The organism is Pseudomonas proteolytica (assembly GCF_007858275.1).
GTDB lineage: Bacteria > Pseudomonadota > Gammaproteobacteria > Pseudomonadales > Pseudomonadaceae > Aquipseudomonas > Aquipseudomonas proteolytica.
On sequence record NZ_VFEV01000021.1, the window covers coordinates 15,446 to 33,559 of the forward strand.

Annotated in this window: 14 protein-coding genes; 8 read left to right on the top strand and 6 right to left on the bottom strand. The window is 61.8% G+C overall.

Going from position 1 to position 18,114, the window contains the following annotated elements:
- The first annotated feature begins 44 nt into the window (after positions 1-44).
- Both FIV38_RS16380 and FIV38_RS16385 read left to right on the top strand, forming a co-directional pair.
- Positions 45-3,626 (top strand): ATP-binding protein, encoded by a 3,582-nt coding sequence (locus FIV38_RS16380; protein ID WP_235860986.1) that lies wholly within the window; start codon positions 45-47, stop codon positions 3,624-3,626.
- 86 nt (positions 3,627-3,712) lie between these two features.
- A complete protein-coding gene (locus FIV38_RS16385) occupies positions 3,713-4,942 on the top strand; it encodes an EAL domain-containing response regulator (protein ID WP_092233892.1) in 1,230 nt (409 codons plus the stop codon).
- 58 nt (positions 4,943-5,000) lie between these two features.
- Here the strand turns inward: FIV38_RS16385 and FIV38_RS16390 are convergent, their stop codons facing one another.
- A complete protein-coding gene (locus tag FIV38_RS16390) occupies positions 5,001-5,663 on the bottom strand; it encodes a response regulator (protein ID WP_029296289.1) in 663 nt (220 codons plus the stop codon).
- A gap of 206 nt (positions 5,664-5,869) precedes the next feature.
- Here FIV38_RS16390 and FIV38_RS16395 point away from each other — a divergent pair, with 206 nt between their 5' ends.
- Positions 5,870-6,154 carry a DUF3509 domain-containing protein gene (locus tag FIV38_RS16395; protein ID WP_070994768.1) on the top strand — a complete coding sequence of 95 codons (285 nt, stop codon included), beginning with the start codon at positions 5,870-5,872 and terminating at the stop codon, positions 6,152-6,154.
- A 170-nt stretch (positions 6,155-6,324) separates the two neighbouring features.
- Here FIV38_RS16395 and FIV38_RS16400 read toward each other — a convergent pair whose 3' ends face one another.
- Positions 6,325-7,209, bottom strand: a complete 885-nt coding sequence (locus FIV38_RS16400) for a TIGR02285 family protein (RefSeq protein ID WP_092233895.1) — start codon at positions 7,207-7,209, stop codon at positions 6,325-6,327.
- A 25-nt stretch (positions 7,210-7,234) separates the two neighbouring features.
- Positions 7,235-8,434 carry a CaiB/BaiF CoA transferase family protein gene (locus tag FIV38_RS16405; protein WP_092233898.1) on the bottom strand — a complete coding sequence of 400 codons (1,200 nt, stop codon included), beginning with the start codon at positions 8,432-8,434 and terminating at the stop codon, positions 7,235-7,237.
- 147 nt (positions 8,435-8,581) lie between these two features.
- Here FIV38_RS16405 and FIV38_RS16410 point away from each other — a divergent pair, with 147 nt between their 5' ends.
- The 3 genes from FIV38_RS16410 (at position 8,582) to FIV38_RS16420 (ending at position 12,272) form a co-directional block, all read left to right on the top strand.
- Complete coding sequence (locus tag FIV38_RS16410; protein ID WP_057438005.1) at positions 8,582-9,124, top strand: YaeQ family protein; 543 nt, start codon at positions 8,582-8,584, stop codon at positions 9,122-9,124.
- 161 nt (positions 9,125-9,285) lie between these two features.
- Entirely contained in the window at positions 9,286-10,995 is a 1,710-nt protein-coding gene (recJ, locus tag FIV38_RS16415; protein ID WP_029296300.1) for a single-stranded-DNA-specific exonuclease RecJ, read from the top strand.
- A 170-nt stretch (positions 10,996-11,165) separates the two neighbouring features.
- On the top strand, positions 11,166-12,272 hold the full coding sequence (locus FIV38_RS16420; RefSeq protein WP_092233901.1) for an NADH:flavin oxidoreductase/NADH oxidase: 1,107 nt from the start codon (positions 11,166-11,168) through the stop codon (positions 12,270-12,272).
- 79 nt (positions 12,273-12,351) lie between these two features.
- On the opposite strand, the gene FIV38_RS16425 is transcribed toward FIV38_RS16420, so the two are convergent.
- Together FIV38_RS16425 and FIV38_RS16430 are read right to left on the bottom strand one after the other, a co-directional pair.
- Entirely contained in the window at positions 12,352-13,530 is a 1,179-nt protein-coding gene (locus FIV38_RS16425; RefSeq protein ID WP_092233904.1) for a DUF418 domain-containing protein, read from the bottom strand.
- Between the two features lie 2 nt (positions 13,531-13,532).
- On the bottom strand, positions 13,533-14,129 hold the full coding sequence (locus FIV38_RS16430; RefSeq protein WP_070994765.1) for a TetR/AcrR family transcriptional regulator: 597 nt from the start codon (positions 14,127-14,129) through the stop codon (positions 13,533-13,535).
- Between the two features lie 253 nt (positions 14,130-14,382).
- Between FIV38_RS16430 and FIV38_RS16435 the strand changes: the two genes are divergently transcribed.
- Positions 14,383-14,568 (top strand): hypothetical protein, encoded by a 186-nt coding sequence (locus tag FIV38_RS16435; RefSeq protein WP_029296308.1) that lies wholly within the window; start codon positions 14,383-14,385, stop codon positions 14,566-14,568.
- A 47-nt stretch (positions 14,569-14,615) separates the two neighbouring features.
- On the opposite strand, the gene FIV38_RS16440 is transcribed toward FIV38_RS16435, so the two are convergent.
- Complete coding sequence (locus FIV38_RS16440; protein ID WP_070994766.1) at positions 14,616-16,241, bottom strand: glucan biosynthesis protein D; 1,626 nt, start codon at positions 16,239-16,241, stop codon at positions 14,616-14,618.
- Between the two features lie 1,024 nt (positions 16,242-17,265).
- On the opposite strand from FIV38_RS16440, the gene FIV38_RS16450 reads away from it, so the two are divergent.
- Complete coding sequence (locus FIV38_RS16450; protein WP_029300194.1) at positions 17,266-17,976, top strand: tellurite resistance TerB family protein; 711 nt, start codon at positions 17,266-17,268, stop codon at positions 17,974-17,976.
- The last annotated feature ends 138 nt before the right edge of the window (positions 17,977-18,114 follow it).

Genomic DNA, 18,114 nt, shown 5'->3' on the forward strand with positions numbered 1-18,114 from the left:
TTACCGCAGCACACCCGATAACAACCAACAAGGAAGCCCACAAGGTGCCGTTCACGACCCGATGGCGCCAGTGCCTACTGAGCCTGCTCCTGCTCGGCCAACTGCCCGTCAGCCTGGCCGCCGTCAGCCTGCCGTTCAATCTGGTGCCGGCGTTTATCACCCTGCCGCCCATGACCCTGGCGCCCGCCGAACGGCAGTGGCTGGCACAGCATCGCACCTTGAAAGTGGGGATCTCTATCGATGATTACCAACCCATCGATATCACCCGTGATCACAATCGCTACCAGGGTATCAGTGCCGACTACCTGAGCCTGGTGGGCGCGCGGCTCGGCGTGCCGATGCAAGTGATGGGTTTTGCAGAGCGGGCCCAGGCGGTGGAGGCGTTGCGCAGCGGCGCTATTGATATCCTCACCAGTGCCAACGGCTACGAGCGGGATGTGCCCGGCCTGGCCTTTACCCCGGACTATATGCCGGATCGTTCAGTGGTCGTGGTGCGGACTGACGACGTCCTGCAAGACGATCTCAAGGATAAGAAAGTCGTGTTGCTTGATGGCTACGCCAACGTCAAGAACGTGCATGCGGCGTACCCGCAAAGCCACATCATGCTCGCGCCCAACCTCTACAGCGGCCTGGAAGCCCTGGCCCAGGGCGATGTGGATGCGTTTATCGGCAATGAAGTGATCGTGCGCGCCTACAAGTCCCTGCGCCCCTACCTGGGGATGCAGATCAAGGAGCAGAGCCGCCTGGCGCCGATTGGCTTTGCCTTCGCCACGCGCCAGGCCGACCCCTTGTTGGGCCGGATGATGGACCGCGCGCTGCACAGCATCGATGACTCGGTACGCCGCGAAATTCTCGCTCGCTGGACCACCGGCCTGGGGGTGGACGTTGACGGTGAGCGTATCCCCCTGACCGCCGCCGAGCAGGCCTGGATGCTGCGCCATCCCCAGGTAGTGGTGGCGGCCCAGCAATACTCGCCGTATGTATTCAAGGACAAAGACGGCCGTTGGGTAGGGATGAATATCGACCTGCTTAATCGCCTGTCGCGCATGACCGGTGTGCAGTTTGTCCTCGAGGAAGTGTTTTCTACCGCGCAAACCCTGGAACTCCTGGAAACCCACGGTGCGGACATGAGTACCACGCTCGTGGAAAATACCGAGCGCCGGCGCTTTCTCGATTTCAGCCATGGTTTTGGCGGCGCCGGCTGGGTGTTTGTCGAACGGGTCGATGCGCCGCCGGTGATCAACCTGAGCCACCTCTCGGGCAAGGTCTTGGCGTTGCCCGCGCGGCATGTGCTGGAGGCCTATATCCGTCGCGAATACCCAGAGATCCGCCTGCGCCTGGTGCCCAACTACATCGAGGCCCGCGCCTTGGTCGCCCGGGGAGACGCCGACGCGACCATCCAGAGTGAAGTGGAGGTACAGAGTTACCCGACCGATGAGTTGCGGGTCGGTCGCAGCGTCGATGGCAAGTGGTCCAGTGACAGCCTGGCCGTACGCAAGGACCATCCCGAGTTGCTGAGTATTTTGAACAAGGCCCTGGAGGCCTTGCCGGTGGCCGAACTGAGCGCTTTGCGCTTGCGTTGGATGGGCGCGGTGGCAGTCCCGGTGCCCGCCTGGCAGCGGGTGCCGTCGTGGGCCTACTGGACGGTCGCCACGGCGCTGCTGTTGGTGCTGATGTCGCTCGTCTGGAACAGCCGGCTCAAGCGCCAGATCCGCCAGCGGGTCGAGGCCGAGCGGCGGCTCAATGACCAGTTGGCCTTCAAGCGGGCCTTGCTCGACGGTATTCCCAACCCCGTATTTGTGCGCGATCTTGCTGGCCGCCTGGTCACCTGCAACAAAAGCTATGAGCAACAGATGTCCACCCGGCTGGAGCTGATTCGCGGCCTGACCCTGCCACAGAGCGCAGTGCTGCCTGACACCACGGCCTGGCGCCTGCATATCGGGCATATGGAGCAACTGGCCACACAGCAGTCGTTGTTTGTCGACCGCCAGTTGGAGTTCAACGGCGGCATTGCCCACGTCTATCAATGGACCGTGCCGTTTTATGACGCCAAGGGTCAGTTGCAGGGCTTGCTTGGCGGTTGGGTGGATATCAACGAGCGCAAGGTCCTGGAAACCCAACTGATGGACGCACGGCGCGCCGCTGATGCCGCGAACTACGCCAAGAGCGCCTTTGTGTCGAACCTCAGCCATGAGATCCGCACACCGATGACGGCGATTATCGGCCTGCTCGAACTGGAGCAGGAACGCGCCCTGGCCTCGGGGGCGCCTGTCTCCGAGGCGCTGCAGGTGGCCCATCGTTCGGCACGGGAACTGATCGCATTGATGGGCGATAGCCTGGACCTGGCGAAGATCGAAGCCGGCCACCTGCAACTGGCGCCACAGACCACCGACCTGAAAGGTTTCTTTGAAGGCATCCAGCGACTGTTTGAAGCCACCGCGCAGAAAAAGGGCCTGCACCTGACCCTGGCGTTTGATCCCCAGGCGCAAGGCTTCTATTGGTTCGACCCGCTACGCCTGCGCCAGGTCATGCATAACCTGCTGGGCAATGCGCTGAAATTCACGCAGCACGGAGAAGTGCGCCTGCGGGTGGCCTGCCAGGTGGATGGTGACGGTCACGAATACCTGCACCTGTGCGTCGAAGACACCGGGCCCGGTATCAGCGTTGAACAGCAGGCCCGGGTGTTCAAGCCGTTTATCCAGGGCAGCCCGCTGACAGCGGCCGAGCATGGCGGCACCGGGTTGGGCTTGAGCATCTGCCAGCAACTGGTGGACTTGATGGGGGGGGAGATCACCCTGCACAGTGCCTTGGGCGAAGGCACCACCGTGTGCATCGACCTGCGCCTGGACCGGGTCGGCAGTGACGACCTGCCCGCGCCAGCCGCCGCCGTGCCTGTGCAGGCACCGGGCCGGGCATTGTCGGTGCTGATTGTCGACGACCTGCCGGCCAACCGCCTGGTGCTGGCCCAGCAGTTGCAATTTCTCGGGCATCAGGTGGTGGCCCTCAATAGTGCCGAGGCGGCGTTGCAACGTTGGCGCAGCGAGGCGTTCGACGTGCTGGTGACCGATTGTCATATGCCGGGTATGTCGGGTTATGCCCTGGCCGAGGCCATTCGCCAGATAGAAGCCCAGGAGCAGCGCCCGCGTTGCGCGTTGGTGGGTTGCACCGCCGATGCCCAGGAAGACGAAGGGCAGCGCGGCCGGCAGGCGGGTTTGGATGTGCTGCTGGTCAAGCCGGTGACCCTGGAGCAATGGACCCAGGTATTGGCCCGGGTCACGGCCGTACCTGCCTTCGACCTGCAGGCTCTGCGCAAGATGACCCAGGCCGACGGGCCGATCCTGCAAAGCATGTTGCAGGAGCTGGCGAACAACCTTGAGCACGAGCACCGCTTGTTGGGCAGCGCCATGGCCGAGCGTGACCTGGCGCAGTTGCGGGCCAGCCTGCATCGTCTCAAGGGCATTTGTTGCCTGGTGGATGCGCTGCCATTGGCCAAGGCCTGCATCGCCCTCGAAACCAGTGCCCGGGAGCACCGTGACGATGAACTGGCGCAGCACTGGCAAACCTTGTCCGCGACCATGGGGGTGTTGCAGCAAGAAATCCGGCCTTATCTACAGGCGCAAGAATAATAGGTGAAAGAATAGGACGCGTCCTATGGGGGCTTGCGCGGGTTTTGGCTAATGTAACGATCTTGCACGTAGCCCCAGAGTTTCCCATGCGCTCACTCAAAGTCCTGATTCTCGAAGACCATCCGTTCCAGCTCATGGCCCTGCACCAGATGCTCAATGCTAACGGCGTGTTCAACGTACTCACGGCCGACAGCGTTGAGGTCGCCCGCCAGTCGCTGGCGAGCAAGGGCCCGGTGGATATCGCCATCTGCGATTTGTATCTGGAGCATGGCGACTCACTGGGGCTGATCCGCGAAATGGCTGAACACGGCCAGGCCCAGGTGCTGGTCCTGTTGAGCGACGCCGATCCCGATGTACTGGATGGCGTGGCCAATATGGCGCGCCAGGCGGGGCTCAACGTGCTGGGGTGCATGCCCAAGCCGGCTTCCGCCACTGCCATCGGGCAAATGCTCGAGGCGTGCCGGCAGCGCTTGCGACCTAGCCCGCAGGCGTTGTCCTGGGATCGCGCACGCCAGATGCTGGGGGTGAGTGAGTTCGCAACCGAGCAACTGTGCGCCGAAGTCGGCGAGGCGGCCATCGAGCGCTACGCCAGTGTCTGCTACCAGCCCATCGTCAGCCAGGCCGGTGACCTGCAAGGCGTGGAGGCGTTGGCACGCTGGCAAGACCCGGAGCATGGCCAGTTGATGCCCAGTGAGTTTCTGCCGTTGCTGGAGTTGGCGGGGCTGGAGCAGGCGTTTACCTGGTACGTGCTGGAGCAGGTGTTGCAGCTTTGCGCCCAGGTGACCCGGGACACGGGTCGGGAGCTGCCAGTATCGGTCAACATTCCCGGGCGGCTGCTGGAGCAGGAGCACTTCGCGCTGACCCTGCAAGGGCTGCTGCAACGCTATGCGGTACCCGCGCGCAACCTCACCCTGGAACTGGTGGAAACCTCGCGCTTGAAGACCGACAGCGCCCATGTCACTGGGTTGCTGCGCCTGCGGATGATCGGCTGCAAGCTGTCCATTGGCGATTTCGGCATCGGCGGTACCAGCCTGCAGCGTTTGCTGGAGTTGCCCTTCACCGAGTTGAAGATTCCCCCGGCGTTTGCCAGCGGGATGGCGGGTGACGAGCGCAAATGCTCGGTGGTTGCCGGCGCCATGAGCATGGCCGGGCACCTGGGGGTCGGCGTGGTGGTGACCGGGATTGAAACCCCCGCCGACCGCGACGCGGTGCGCGCGCTGGGGTCGGCATGGCTACAGGGTTGCCTGATTGCCCATCCGATGAGCGCCCAGGTGCTGCAACACTGGCTGGCGCAATCTACCGCGATTGCCCTGTAGGCGCCGGCTTGCCGGCGATAGCGGTCGAAAATCCTGCGCAGGACTTCAGGTGGCAAACCTAAGCCAACCCGTGTTCCTGCACGTAGATGAACAACGCGGCATCACTGATCAGCCCCAGCTTGCGCATGGCACTGACTTTCTGTGCGCTGACGGTCTGCTTGCTGCGATTGAGGTGGGCGGCAATCTCGCCCACGGTCTTGCCGCCTGCCAGCAAGCGGATCACTTCCAGTTCCCTGGGTGACAGCTGATGCTGCGAGTGCAGGCGATCAGCCCCCACTGCGCCTGCCAGGGCCAAGGCCTGTTGGATAGTGCGAGCCACATAGGGCCGCCGCTGGCGTACCTGGGCGATGGCCTCGGGGAGTTCGTCGGCCAGGCTGGCCTTGCTCAACAGGCCCATGACCCCAAGCTCCAGGATCGAGTTGAACAGGCCGGCATTGTTGAGCATGGTCACCACCACCAGGGGCAGGTCGGGGTAATGCCGGCGCAGGTGCTCGATCAGGCGCAGGCCGTCGGCCTGGGGTTCGGCGGGCATCATGAAATCGGTGACCAGTACATCGCAGGGGCAGCGTTGCAGCAGGGCCGCGAGGGCCTGGGGCGAGTTGGCCTCACCGACGATGCGCACCTGCTCATCGCGCTCCAGCACTGCCCGCAAACCGATCAGGAAAATCGGATGATCGTCGGCGATGACAATACGCAAGGGCTGTTCAGACGCGTCTCTCACGGTGGACTCCGGCAATAATCAGGAGATTCTAGCCTGTCAGCGGCTGTTTTCTCTCTGTCATATTTGCCATGCATGCTCGATTGACTCAGCCCAAAGGCGAACTTTGTGCTTTGGACGACGGTCATTTACCTGTAGGAGCGAGCTTGTTTCCGGGCGGCGTTCCTACAGTGGTTATTTCTTTTTCTCATGATTGAGTGGTGATCGAGATGGAAAGTATCAGCCTATTGCTCGGTGAAGCGCTGAGCCCTTATCAGGTCACGCTGACCACCTCGGGTGTACACGGCGAGTGCCTGGTGACGGTGAAGAGCCCGACGGGCGCTATCGTGGTTGAACGCGAGGTGGATCGCGGGCAATTGACCGACAAGCGCGCCCTGGTGGACGTGGTGGATTGCCTGCACCGCGACCTGAAAATCGCCGAAGGGCGCCTGGAACCCTCGGTGATCGCAGCCTTGCGCAACGCCGCCCAGACACGCATCACCGTCCAGGCATGAACAAAGTTTTATCTTTGGAAACTTCCTACAGGAAGGCGAGTCAGACGTTGTAACAGCAGGATCAAGCATTGTGCTCCGGTGCTTGTAGCTTGTTGTACTGGTCTTTGTAGGCCACGTTTAACCCCGAGTTGTCTCCCCACTGCTCGGGGTTTCTTTTTGCCAAAAATTTATCAAGGCAGCGGTGTTTCGCTGAAAAACCGCGGGTTGTCCCTGAGGTATTGCTCGCGCATCAGCGGGTCCAGCCTGTTGGCGTAGGACTCAAGCAGCGCTGTCTGGGGAATATTCTGCAACTCGCGGTTGATATGGCTGATGGCCTGGCGTCCCAGCGCGGTGTTCGAGCAACCGATATGGATCCGCTGATAACGCGGCATGCCCTTGATCGGATAGAACACCAGGTCCTGGGAATCCATGCCTTGTTGCGTGGCCTGGTAGCGGATTTCCGTCCAGTAGCCCAACACCGCTTCCAGCCGCCCCAGGCGCTGCATCTGCAGCAAACTGCCCAGTGCATCGTTGCCGTAGTGGGGGGTCAGCTCCAGTGGATCAGCGTGGATCAACTGTTCGTCAATCCCGGGTCCATAGCTACGCTCGGCGACAATCCCAAGACGTGTCTGCTGCGCACCAAGAAACCGCGCCAGATCGAATTTGCCGTCAACCACATAGCTTGCCAGGGCGTCCTGTCGGTTACGGCGAATCGCGATGCCATTGCTCAACACGGCAAATGCCGGTGTGGAAAAGACAATGTTCTTGGCCCGCGCGGGTGTCCATACCAGCGAGGGATCGCAGGTGAAGGAGGGCGCATTGAGCATTTGGATGCCACGGGCGCGATTGACGTGCAGGATCTGGTGGCGATATTGCGGCAGGCGCTCGATCAATAACGGCAGCATTTTATCAATGCTGCCCTGATCCTTTTGCGGGCCGTCGAAGATAGTCATCGGCGGCAGGTCGCGCACCAGCCAGGTCAACGTTTCCTGTGCCTGGCTCGATAGCGGCAGCGCCACGAGCAGCGGGGCGGTGAGCCATAGGCGCCGTAGCGCCCTGATGAAACGGGCGGCCATTATCTTGAACGTGCTCCGAGCTGCATCAGATCGCGCCCTCCTTGCGCAAATGGGCCACGGCGCTGCTGTCGTAACCCAGGGCTTGCAGAATCACGGCATTGTGCTCACCCAGCTGTGGCCCGACCCACTCACAACTGCCAGGGGTGTCCGACAGCTTGGGCACGATGCCGGGCATCTTGAAATCCTTGCCGTCGGGCAGTTGGGCCTTGAGGAACATTTCCCGGGCCAGGTATTGCGGGTCGCCCAGCATATCTTCGGCGCTGTAGATCCGACTGGCCGGCACTTCGGCCAGGTTCAACTGCTCCACCACCTGCTCCAGTGACAAGCTGTTGACCCAGCGGTCGATCACGCCGTACAGCTCGTCGCGCCGGCTATCGCGGCCATCGTTGCTGGCCAGTTGTGGGTCATTGGCCAGGTCCTCACGACCGACCGCCAGCATGAAGCGCTTGAAGATCGCATCGCCATTGGCGCCAATTTGCACGTGCTTGCCATCGGCGGTGGTATGGATCGATGACGGGGTAATGCCCGGCATGATGTTGCCGGTGCGCTCGCGGATAAACCCGAACACATCGAACTCCGGGATCATGCTTTCCATCATCGCGAAGATGGCTTCATACAACGCCACATCCACCACTTGGCCCAGGCCGCCGTTGATCTCGCGATGCCGCAAGGCCATCAGTGCGCCAATCACCGCCCACAGCGCGGCGATGGAATCGCCAATGGAAATCCCGGTGCGTACCGGCGGGCGGTCCTCGAAACCGGTGATGTAGCGCAGGCCACCCATGGACTCACCGACTGCGCCGAAGCCCGGTTGATCCTTCATCGGCCCGGTCTGGCCAAAACCCGAGAGCCGGACCATCACCAGCTTGGGGTTCAGGGCGTGCAGGGTGTCCCAGTCCAGGCCGAGTTTTTCGAGGACGCCGGGGCGGAAGTTCTCGATCAGGATGTCGGCGTCTGCCAGCAGTTGCTTGAGGATCGCCAGGCCGTCCGGATGCTTGAGGTTCAGGGTCAGGGACTTTTTATTGCGTGCCTGCACGAACCACCACAGCGAGGTGCCTTCATACAGCTTGCGCCATTTGCGCAGCGGGTCGCCGCCGTCAGGGGATTCGACCTTGATCACGTCGGCCCCGAACTCGGCGCAGATGCGCGAGGCGAACGGGCCGGCGATCAGTGTGCCCAGTTCGATGACTTTCAGGCCGGCAAGCGGTTTGGCGGTAAACGACATGAGGTTCCTTACAAGCGCAGGCAGGTGTGTATTGCCTTTTAACATAGGCGAGCGCCCCAGGGATAAGGATGATGCAGCGCAGGATTCGTTGAATGACCCCGCCATCGGTTAGACTGGCCGCCTTTTCCTGTCTCTAGAAGTCCGTTCATGGCCCAGCCGTCCACGACCTACAAGTTTGAACTCAACCTGACCGACCTCGATCGTTCGGTGTACGAGAGCGTCAAGCAAACCATCGCCCGTCACCCGTCGGAAACCGAAGAGCGCATGACCGTGCGTCTGCTGGCCTACGCCCTTTGGTACAACGAGCAGTTGTCGTTTGGTCGCGGACTGTCAGATGTAGACGAACCAGCGCTATGGGAAAAAAGCCTGGATGATCGGGTCCTGCACTGGATCGAAGTCGGCCAGCCCGATGCCGACCGCCTGACCTGGTGTTCGCGTCGCACCGAACGTACCAGCCTGCTGGCCTACGGCAGCCTGCGGGTGTGGGAAGGCAAGGTGGTGCCGGTGGCCAACAACCTGAAAAACGTACATATCGCCGCCGTGCCCCAGGAAATCCTGGAGACCCTGGCCAAGGACATGCCACGGGTGATCAAGTGGGATGTGATGATCAGCGAAGGCACGATCTTCGTCACCGATGACCGCGGCCAGCATGAAGTGCAACTGCAGTGGCTGGTCGGCGAACGCGGCTAGAACCCAACACCGCCCTCTGTAGGAGCGAGCTTGCTCGCGAAGGGCGTCCACGATAACGCGGGCATTCAGAATTATTGCGGTGCCCATGCGTTTTTCGCGAGCAAGCTCGCTCCTACAGGGTGAGCATTTTTATCTATAGCTAGAGAAGCCCCCATCACCCCATGCGTATCGATCCCCGCCCATTGCCCGCTGTCCTGCCGTTCCTCGGTGAATTGCCACCGTTGCTGACCCGTCTCTACGCCGCCCGTGGCGTGACCTCGCAGGATGAGCTGGATAAGAGCCTGGCGCGGTTGATTCCGTATCAGCAGCTCAAAGGGATCGATGCCGCCGTGGACTTGCTGGTGACTGCCCTGGAACAACGCCAGCGGATCCTGATCGTCGGCGACTTCGATGCCGATGGCGCCACAGCCAGTACCGTGGGCACCCTCGGCCTGCGCTTGCTCGGGGCCGCCCATGTCGATTACCTGGTGCCCAACCGCTTCGAATATGGCTATGGCCTGACCCCGGAAATCGTCGCCGTGGCCTTGCAGCGCGAGCCGCAGTTGCTGATCACCGTAGACAACGGCATCTCCAGTGTCGAAGGCGTGGCGGCGGCGAAGGCGGCGGGGCTCAAGGTGCTGGTCACCGACCACCACTTGCCCGGCGATGAACTGCCGGCGGCCGATGCCATCGTCAACCCGAACCAACCCGGCTGCACATTCCCTAGCAAGGCACTGGCCGGCGTGGGGGTGATTTTCTACGTGTTGATGGCCTTGCGCGCGCGTTTGCGCAGCCTGGGTTGGTACGACAAACAGCCACAGCCCAATATCGGCGAGTTGCTCGACCTGGTGGCCCTGGGCAGTGTGGCCGACGTGGTACCGCTGGATGCCAATAACCGCATCCTGGTCTACCAGGGCCTGGAACGGATCCGCGCCGGGCGTGCGCGGCCGGGCATCAAGGCGATCCTCGAAGTGGCCAAGCGCGACGCTGCGCGTATCACCTCCACCGACCTGGGCTTTATCCTCGGCCCGCGGCTCAACGCGGCCGGGCGCCTGGATGACATGAGCCTGGGCATCGAATGCCTGCTCACCAGCGACTTCGCCCAGGCCCGGGAAATGGCCGCGCAACTGGATGGCATGAACCAGGACCGCAAGGCCATCGAGCAGGGCATGCAGCGCGAAGCCCTGGCCCAGCTCAAGGACTTGCCGGTGGAGTCGATGCCATTCGGCCTGTGCCTGTTCGACCCGGAGTGGCACCAGGGGGTCATCGGGATCCTCGCCTCGCGTATGAAAGAACGCTATTTCCGCCCGACCATTGCCTTTGCCGATGCCGGTGATGGCCTGCTCAAGGGCTCTGGGCGTTCGGTGCCGGGGTTCCACATCCGCGACGCGCTGGCGGTGGTGGCCAGCCAGCATCCGAACCTGATCGCCAAATACGGCGGCCACGCCATGGCGGCGGGCCTGACCTTGCCTGAAGCGAACTTCCCGCTGTTCGCCGAAGCCTTCGACGCCGAAGTGCGCCGACAACTGCGTGAAGAAGACCTCACCGGGCGCCTGTTGTCCGATGGCACCCTGGCCGTGGAGGAATTCCACCTGGAATTGGCCCGCGCCCTGCGCAATGCCGGGCCCTGGGGCCAGCATTTTCCCGAGCCGTTGTTTCACGGGGTATTTCAACTGGTGGAGCAACGGGTGGTGGGCGAGCGTCACCTCAAGGTGGTGCTCAAGAGTGAGTGTGGTGCGGTGAAACTCGATGGCATTGCCTTTGGCATCGACCGCGAAGTGTGGCCCAACCCGACCATTCGCTGGGTGGAGCTGGCCTACAAGCTGGACGTCAACGAATTCCGCGGCCAGGAAACCGTGCAATTGATGATTGCCCACATCGAACCGCGCTGAACCCTGTGCAATCCCCGGTTGTCGACTAGTCTCTAAGCACTGTGTGATTGGTCTTGTGACCTTGTCTGTTTTTTAGCCCGAAGGGGACGGGCCTTTCATCTTTTCGTCACGCGCACCGGTCAGACAGAACCCTGGAGCCAATGCCCACCGGATACGAGAAGAGGTGCCCCATGAGTCTGTTGCTTGAACCCTATACCCTGCGCCAATTGACCCTGCTCAACCGCATTGCCGTCTCGCCGATGTGCCAGTACTCCGCCGTCGATGGCCTGGCCAATGACTGGCACCTGGTGCACCTGGGCAGCCGCGCTGTAGGCGGCGCTGGTCTGATTTTCAGCGAAGCCACCGCCGTGACCGCTGATGGCCGCATCACCGCCCAGGACCTGGGCCTGTGGAATGATGCCCAGATTGAACCGTTGCAGCGCATCACCCGCTTTATCAGCGCCCAAGGCGCGGTGGCAGGCATTCAACTGGCCCACGCCGGGCGCAAGGCCAGCACCCATCGGCCGTGGATCGGCAAGCATGGCAGCGTCAAGCTCGAAGATGGCGGCTGGGTGCCGGTAGGCCCGTCGCCCATCGCCTTCGACCCACAGCACACCGCGCCACGGCAATTGGATGAAGGGCAAATCCGGCAGGTGATTGGCGATTTTGTGGCCGCCGCCAAGCGCGCCCTGACCGCCGGTTTCAAAGTGGTGGAAATCCACGCCGCCCATGGATATCTGCTGCATCAGTTTCTGTCGCCCCTGAGCAATCAGCGCCAGGATCAATATGGCGGCTCCTTTGAGAACCGTATTCGCCTGGTGTTGCAAGTCACCGAAGCGGTGCGTGAGGTGTGGCCGCAAGAGCTGCCGTTGTTTGTGCGCGTTTCAGCCACCGACTGGGTGGAAGACGGCTGGAACCCGGATGAAACCGTGGAACTGGCCCGTCGCCTGAAAGACCTGGGCGTGGACCTGATCGACGTATCCTCCGGTGGCACTGCGGCCAACGCAGAAATCCCTACGGGGCCCGGTTATCAAACGCGCTTTGCCGAGCGTGTGCGCAAGGAGTCCGGCATGGCCACGGGCACGGTGGGCATGATTACCGAGCCGGCCCAGGCCGAACATATTCTGCGCACCTGCCAGGCCGATATCATCTTCCTTGCCCGTGAACTGCTGCGTGATCCGTATTGGCCGCTGCACGCCGATGACGACCTGGGCGGGCGCAAGGCGATCTGGCCGGCGCAATACCAGCGGGCGACCCACCGCGACCAGCCGATTCATGAGTCTGACTTGCGCGACTGATTGTTTACATTTGGCACCCAGACCCACCGCTGATCACGGTGGGTTTGTGCCTGTCGCCGGGGAGTGACGATCCTGGTGTTTATTGGCTGCGCCGCCAGTTCGGCCAGGCCAGTAGCGTCGCGGCGCGCAACAACCACTCGAACGGCCCATAGGGATGGCGGCGTAGCCAGTGCGCGCTCAGCCACATTTGCAGGATAAAAATCGCCGCCGCCATGGGTAACAGCAGCCAGGGTTCGATCTGGTTGATCCAGCCAGCGCCGTAGCCGGTGAACAACAGCCCGAGCAGCATCGATTGCATGAGGTAATTGCTCAAGGCCATCTTGCCCAGCGGCGCCAGGCGCGCGCACAGCCTGGCGCCGGCGGTGGTGTTGAACAGCGCCAGCATCAATAGGCAATAGGCAGCTGTCAGCAGCGGTGCCGTCAGTTGGCCGAGGCCGAAGGCAAAGGTTTCCAGGCCGCCGCCTGGTTTGAAAGCGGCGGTCAGGGCGTAGACCAGCGCTCCGAGCAGGCCCAGTGGGGCAGTGATTAGCAGCAGGCGCCGGGCACGGGGATCCCAGGCCTGTGGCGACGCCAGCCACTGCTGTCGCCCGGCGGCGTAGCCGAACAGGAACATCGCCAGCGCGCTGGGGCCCTGCAATAGCCATAACGCAGGCACCGTGGCCCACACCTCCCGACTATGAAATTGCAAGGTCTGCAGGGCACCGGCGGAAAACGCCGCGAGTTTTGCCTGGCCTTCGCCATGACCCGTGCCGACCCATTCACCTCCCAGCCCCTGCAACACACCCAGCACCATCCACAGTGCACAGGCGACCACCACCAGGCCGATTGCCCACCGCCGGGCGCGGGCCGCTGACAGGTTGCGGGCGGCCAGCAGCACCAGGCCCAGCAGGGCATAAGTCGAGAGAATCTCCCCGTAGTACAACAGGGCTCCATGGACCAGGCCCAATGCTAGCAGTGCCAGTTGCCGGCGCAGCATGCGCGGGACGAACGCGGCCTTGGCACGCTCGGCGGCGGCCATTTGCAGGGTGAAGCTGTAGCCGAACAGGAAGGAAAACAGCAGGTAGAACTTGGTCTCGAACAACAATGCCACCAGCAACCGCACCCCGTGATCGAGCACGCTGGCGTAGGCCGGATTGCTGGTCGTCGAGGCGTAGAAGGGGTCGGCAAAGGCCCAGATATTGACGCTGAGAATGCCGAACAAGGCAAACCCACGCAGCGCATCGACCTGGACCAGGCGCGCATTGGCCGCTGCTGACATGTTCAACGCCCCTGCAGCAGGTGAACCACCAGGCCCTGCAGGACCGTGGTCTGCTGCTCGGGGTGGAAGTCCGGGTCGGCGGCCACGCGGGCGAACATGCCATCGATCAAGGCGGCCAGCCAGTTGGCCGCGTCGGGCACGCTCAATGCGGTGTGCAATTGCCCGGCCTGGTCGGCGGCCCTTACCAGTGCTTCCAGGCCGTCACGCAAGGAACGGTCATTGGCCTTTACCAACCGCGCCACGGCTTCGTCGCGATGACCCAGGGCCGAGATCTCCAGCGCCAGGCCAGCATAGTGGCGGTCGCAGGCCAATTGGCAGACCTGATCAAGGAAAGCCAGCAACTGCGCCATTGGATCAGCCGCCTTGGCCAGCGGCGCCATGGCCTGTTGGATCTCGGCACCTTCGCGGGCCACCAGCGCCAGCAACACCTCGTGCTTGCTGGCGAAATAGTGGAACAGATTGCCCGCGCTCATACCGGCCCGGGCGCAGATATCAGCGGTGCGCGTGGCGACAAAACCAGCCTCGGCAAAACACTGGGACGCGGCATCCAACAGGGCCATGCGTTTGCTTTCGCGTTGTTGGGGATCACTGGTGCGCATGCCGGCCTCATTGATTAATTGAGTAGTCAGTCAATTTATGAGGCGTAAGAATTTTCCGCAAGCTTTTTGCTTCAATCGAATTATTTAAGTGAATACTCTAAAAAAATCTCACAGGCGCCAGGATAGTTTCTACGCTTGAAGTAAGGCGGCTTCTGGCCCAGGAAGTCAGTCTGTTTGCTCGCTGAGGCATTGCACTTCGCGGACAGGGTTATGGGCATTAGGAGTTGTTGTTTATTACACGGAGAAACATTCCATGGCCAAGTCCATTGGTGTAACAGGGGTTCTGGTGCTTTTTTTCAGCCGCAGGCTGTCGTTGCATGGCCGTCGGTTGAGCTCGGATGAGGCACAACTGCTGGAGCAATACCGCGCGTTGACCGAAAACGATCAAGTTGCAATGCGCTACTTGATTGGCGCGATGAAAAGCATTTCACGCTTTTGACCCGGCCACGGCGTTCCCACGCACTCAGTGCGTGGGAACGTTTGGCATCAGCTGTACTTGCGTTTGTCCGGTGCGGGTGGGAAGTACTGGTACAACCAGGTTTCACTCAAGGTCCGGTCATTGGTGCGAATGAACAGGCGCATTTCCACCGGCTCAACGCTGTCGCTGGTCGGGTACCAGTCGAAGAGGATGCGGTAGCCCTTGATGTCATCGAGCACCAGCACACTGAAATCTTTCACTTCGCCATGGGAGCAGGTCACCACTGGCTCGATGCCGGTGCCTGCGGGCAGACGGTCGAGGCCACCGCCCTTGAAATCCACGGCAAAACGGCGGGCCCAGACCGGCGGGTAGTGCTCGCCCGGTGCCCAGCCTTCGGTGAAACCGCCCATGCCGGAACGGGTGGCATTGACCTGCGCCAGCGGCGTGCTGACCGGGGGCAGGGCGCTCCAGTAGAGCTTGTAGCCAAAGTTCAGGGAGTCGCCGGCGGCCACCGGTTTCTTTGGGGTCCAGAAGGCGACGATGTTGTCCATGGTCTCGCCGGTGGTAGGGATTTCCAGCAGGTCGACAGAGCCTTCGCCCCACGCAGTGGTCGGTTCTACCCACAGGCTCGGGCGCTTGCTGTACCAATCGACAGTGTCCTGGTAGCTGGCGAATTCATGGTCGGTCTGCACCAGGCCGAAACCTTTCGGGTCTTTATCGGCGAAGGCATTGAATTGCAGCTTGGCCGGGTTGTTCAGCGGGCGGCAGATCCACTCGCCGTTGCCGCGCCACATCGCCAAGCGGTCGGAGTCGTGGATCTGCGGGTGAATGGTGTCGCACATGCGCCGCTCATGGGTGCCGCAACTGAACATGCTGGTCATGGGCGCGATGCCCATCTGCTGGATCGCGGTCCGCGCGTTGATATGGGCGTCGATGGCCATCACCACCTGGGTGGCCTGGCAATCGATGTCGAAGCGGTAGGCGCCAGTGGCGCTCGGTGAGTCGAGCAGGGCGTAGACCACGAAACGGGTGCTGTCCTTGTCCGGCGTCTCGAACCAGAACTGGGTGAAGTCGGGGAACTCTTCGCGTTTGCTGGCGTAGGTATCGATAGCCAGGCCGCGTGCCGAAAGACCGTACTGGCCGGTGTTATCCACCGCACGGAAATAGCTGGCGCCGAGGAAAGACACTACATCGTGGCGGTCCAGCTCCGGGGCCTTGAACAGCTTGAACCCGGAAAAGCCCAGGTCGCCCTTGAGCTGCTGGGTATCGACCGTGGTTTTTTCATAGTTGAACAGCGATGGACGGAAATGCACCTCCCGCGCCTGACGGGTCTTGGGGTCGACACTGTGCATGCGCACCGGGGTCTTGAAGCCCATGCCGACGTGGAAAAACTGCACGTCCAGCTGGCCTTTGAGGTCTTTCCACAACGAATGATTGGCGTCGTAGCCAATGGCATTGAAATTCTGCGGGGTCATCGTCGCCAAGGTCGGCGGCAGCACCTGGCGCGTGTCCTGATACTGTTTGCCAGCCAGTTGCTTGGCTTGCAGCTTGAGCCAATCGAAGTCGAACGCCTTGGCGTCGCCATCGGCTGCACGATTCCCGGCCCAGGCCTGAGCGGCGAGCAGGCCACTGGCCGACAGCCCGGTGTAGGCCGCGATGGCCATGGACGCTTTGAGCAAATTCCTGCGGTGCATAAATACAACCTGTGGTGAGCAATCCCGTGCCGTTCCTGGCGCGTGCTGGATCAGAAATAACGGTTCGGACATGCCTTCGGCCAAACGCAACGGACAGTAAACAGATGCCAGATAGCTTAAGGGGTTCGGTGGGGAAGGAAAATTGATTGATGGCGGGATGATGGCGTTGCATGTGAAACAAGACGTGTCAGCAGTGGGGCCTGTATAGGAGTACATATCCGTTTGCTGCGGTAACGGCGGCTATGGGTTCCGCCCTTACGGCGGGTCACTTTGGAAAAGAGCCCCAAAGTAACCAAAGGGCTCTTGCCCCACCACTCGGTGCCTCGCCTAGGCTCGGCATGCCCGCAGTCAGGCATTGCTCCGTGGGCCCGCCGCGATCGGCCATCCATGGCCGTGTCGCGGCTACCCCGGCATCCTGCCGGGGTGCCCACTGCGCAATACCTGCCTGCGGCCATCGTGGTTTGACGGGGCGCCTAAGATCAAAAGCCAGATCAAAAGCAGAGCAACAGCAACAACAAAGCCAGAGCGCGAAGCTGCATTCCCTTGTGGGAGCAGGCAAGCCAGCTCCCACAAGGGGTACGCGCACGCTTCGACGATCAGGTCGGCTGTCAGGCCGCCTCGCTCTGCTTGTGATTTTGATCTTAGGCGCCCCGTTAAACCACGCTGGCCGCAATCCGATATTGATTTGGGGGGTAAACCGGCAGGACGCCGGTTTAGCCGCGCTGGGCCATGGATGGCCCATCGCGGCGGCCCCCCAAATCAATGTCGGATTACGGGCATGCCGAGCCTAGGCGAGGCACCGAGTGGTGGGGCAAGAGCCCTTTGGTTACTTTGGGGCTCTTTTCCAAAGTGACCCGCCGTAAGGGCGGAACCCTAAGTGGCCGTAACCGCAGCAACGGATATGTACCCAACCCCAACCCCAGTTGAGTTACATCTGGAAGCACTCTATATCCAGGAATATTGGCACTTAGTTTTACGCTGACAGCCTATTAAACCTATGAACCCAAGTTTCTGGAGGCTATGAATGAATACCCGTGGATTGCTTGATCAGTTGCTCAAGTCCGGCCAGGACATGCTGCAAAAAAAGGCGGGCGGTCAACGTAAAGGCGATGACAAAGGCGCACTGGGCGGCCTGCTCGGCGGTGGTGGACTCGGCAGTCTGTTGGGCGGCGCGGGTGGCGGGGCGTTGGCCGCCGGGGCCATGGGCCTGCTGCTGGGCAACAAAAAAGCCCGCAATTTTGGCGGTAAAGCCCTCACCTATGGCGGTCTCGCAGCACTAGGCGTAATTGCCTACAAGGCCTACGGCAACTGGCAGGCACAACAGGCCGGCGCACCTAAAGGCGAACCACAGACCCTCGACCGCTTGCCTCCGGCCCAGGTCGAGCTGCACAGCCAGGCAATTCTCAAGGCCCTGGTGGCCGCGGCCAAGGCCGATGGCCATGTGGACGAGCGCGAGCGCACCTTGATCGAAGGTGAGTTCGTCAAGCTCGACAACGACCAGGAGCTGCAACACTGGCTGCATGCCGAGCTCAACAAACCCCTGGACCCTGCCGATGTAGCCCGCGCCGCCAGCACCCCGGAAATGGCCGCCGAAATGTACATCGCCAGCGTCATGCTGGTGGACGAGGAAAACTTCATGGAGAAGTCCTACCTCGACGAACTGGCCCGCCAGCTCAAGTTGGAACCGGGGCTTAAGACGGAACTGGAAAAACAGGTACGCCAAGCCACGCTCTGACCCGCCCCGCACAAAAACACACCCCGCAGCCGGACAGGTTGCGGGGTGTTTTTGTATTCCTTGAGACTTGGGCCACAACCCATTGATAAATGATGGCACGGCCTCAGCTATACTCCCCGGCATTTGATCGGCCCTCGA

Excerpts from the sequence above, each read along its gene's own strand:
- FIV38_RS16385 (WP_092233892.1), top strand. The coding sequence starts at position 3,713 with ATGCGCTCACTCAAAGTCCTGATTCTCGAAGACCATCCGTTCCAGCTC.
- FIV38_RS16395 (WP_070994768.1), top strand. The coding sequence starts at position 5,870 with ATGGAAAGTATCAGCCTATTGCTCGGTGAAGCGCTGAGCCCTTATCAG.
- FIV38_RS16400 (WP_092233895.1), bottom strand. The coding sequence starts at position 7,209 with ATGGCCGCCCGTTTCATCAGGGCGCTACGGCGCCTATGGCTCACCGCC.
- FIV38_RS16405 (WP_092233898.1), bottom strand. The coding sequence starts at position 8,434 with ATGTCGTTTACCGCCAAACCGCTTGCCGGCCTGAAAGTCATCGAACTG.
- FIV38_RS16410 (WP_057438005.1), top strand. The coding sequence starts at position 8,582 with ATGGCCCAGCCGTCCACGACCTACAAGTTTGAACTCAACCTGACCGAC.
- recJ (WP_029296300.1), top strand. The coding sequence starts at position 9,286 with ATGCGTATCGATCCCCGCCCATTGCCCGCTGTCCTGCCGTTCCTCGGT.
- FIV38_RS16420 (WP_092233901.1), top strand. The coding sequence starts at position 11,166 with ATGAGTCTGTTGCTTGAACCCTATACCCTGCGCCAATTGACCCTGCTC.
- FIV38_RS16425 (WP_092233904.1), bottom strand. The coding sequence starts at position 13,530 with ATGTCAGCAGCGGCCAATGCGCGCCTGGTCCAGGTCGATGCGCTGCGT.
- FIV38_RS16430 (WP_070994765.1), bottom strand. The coding sequence starts at position 14,129 with ATGCGCACCAGTGATCCCCAACAACGCGAAAGCAAACGCATGGCCCTG.
- FIV38_RS16435 (WP_029296308.1), top strand. The coding sequence starts at position 14,383 with ATGGCCAAGTCCATTGGTGTAACAGGGGTTCTGGTGCTTTTTTTCAGC.
- FIV38_RS16440 (WP_070994766.1), bottom strand. The coding sequence starts at position 16,241 with ATGCACCGCAGGAATTTGCTCAAAGCGTCCATGGCCATCGCGGCCTAC.
- FIV38_RS16450 (WP_029300194.1), top strand. The coding sequence starts at position 17,266 with ATGAATACCCGTGGATTGCTTGATCAGTTGCTCAAGTCCGGCCAGGAC.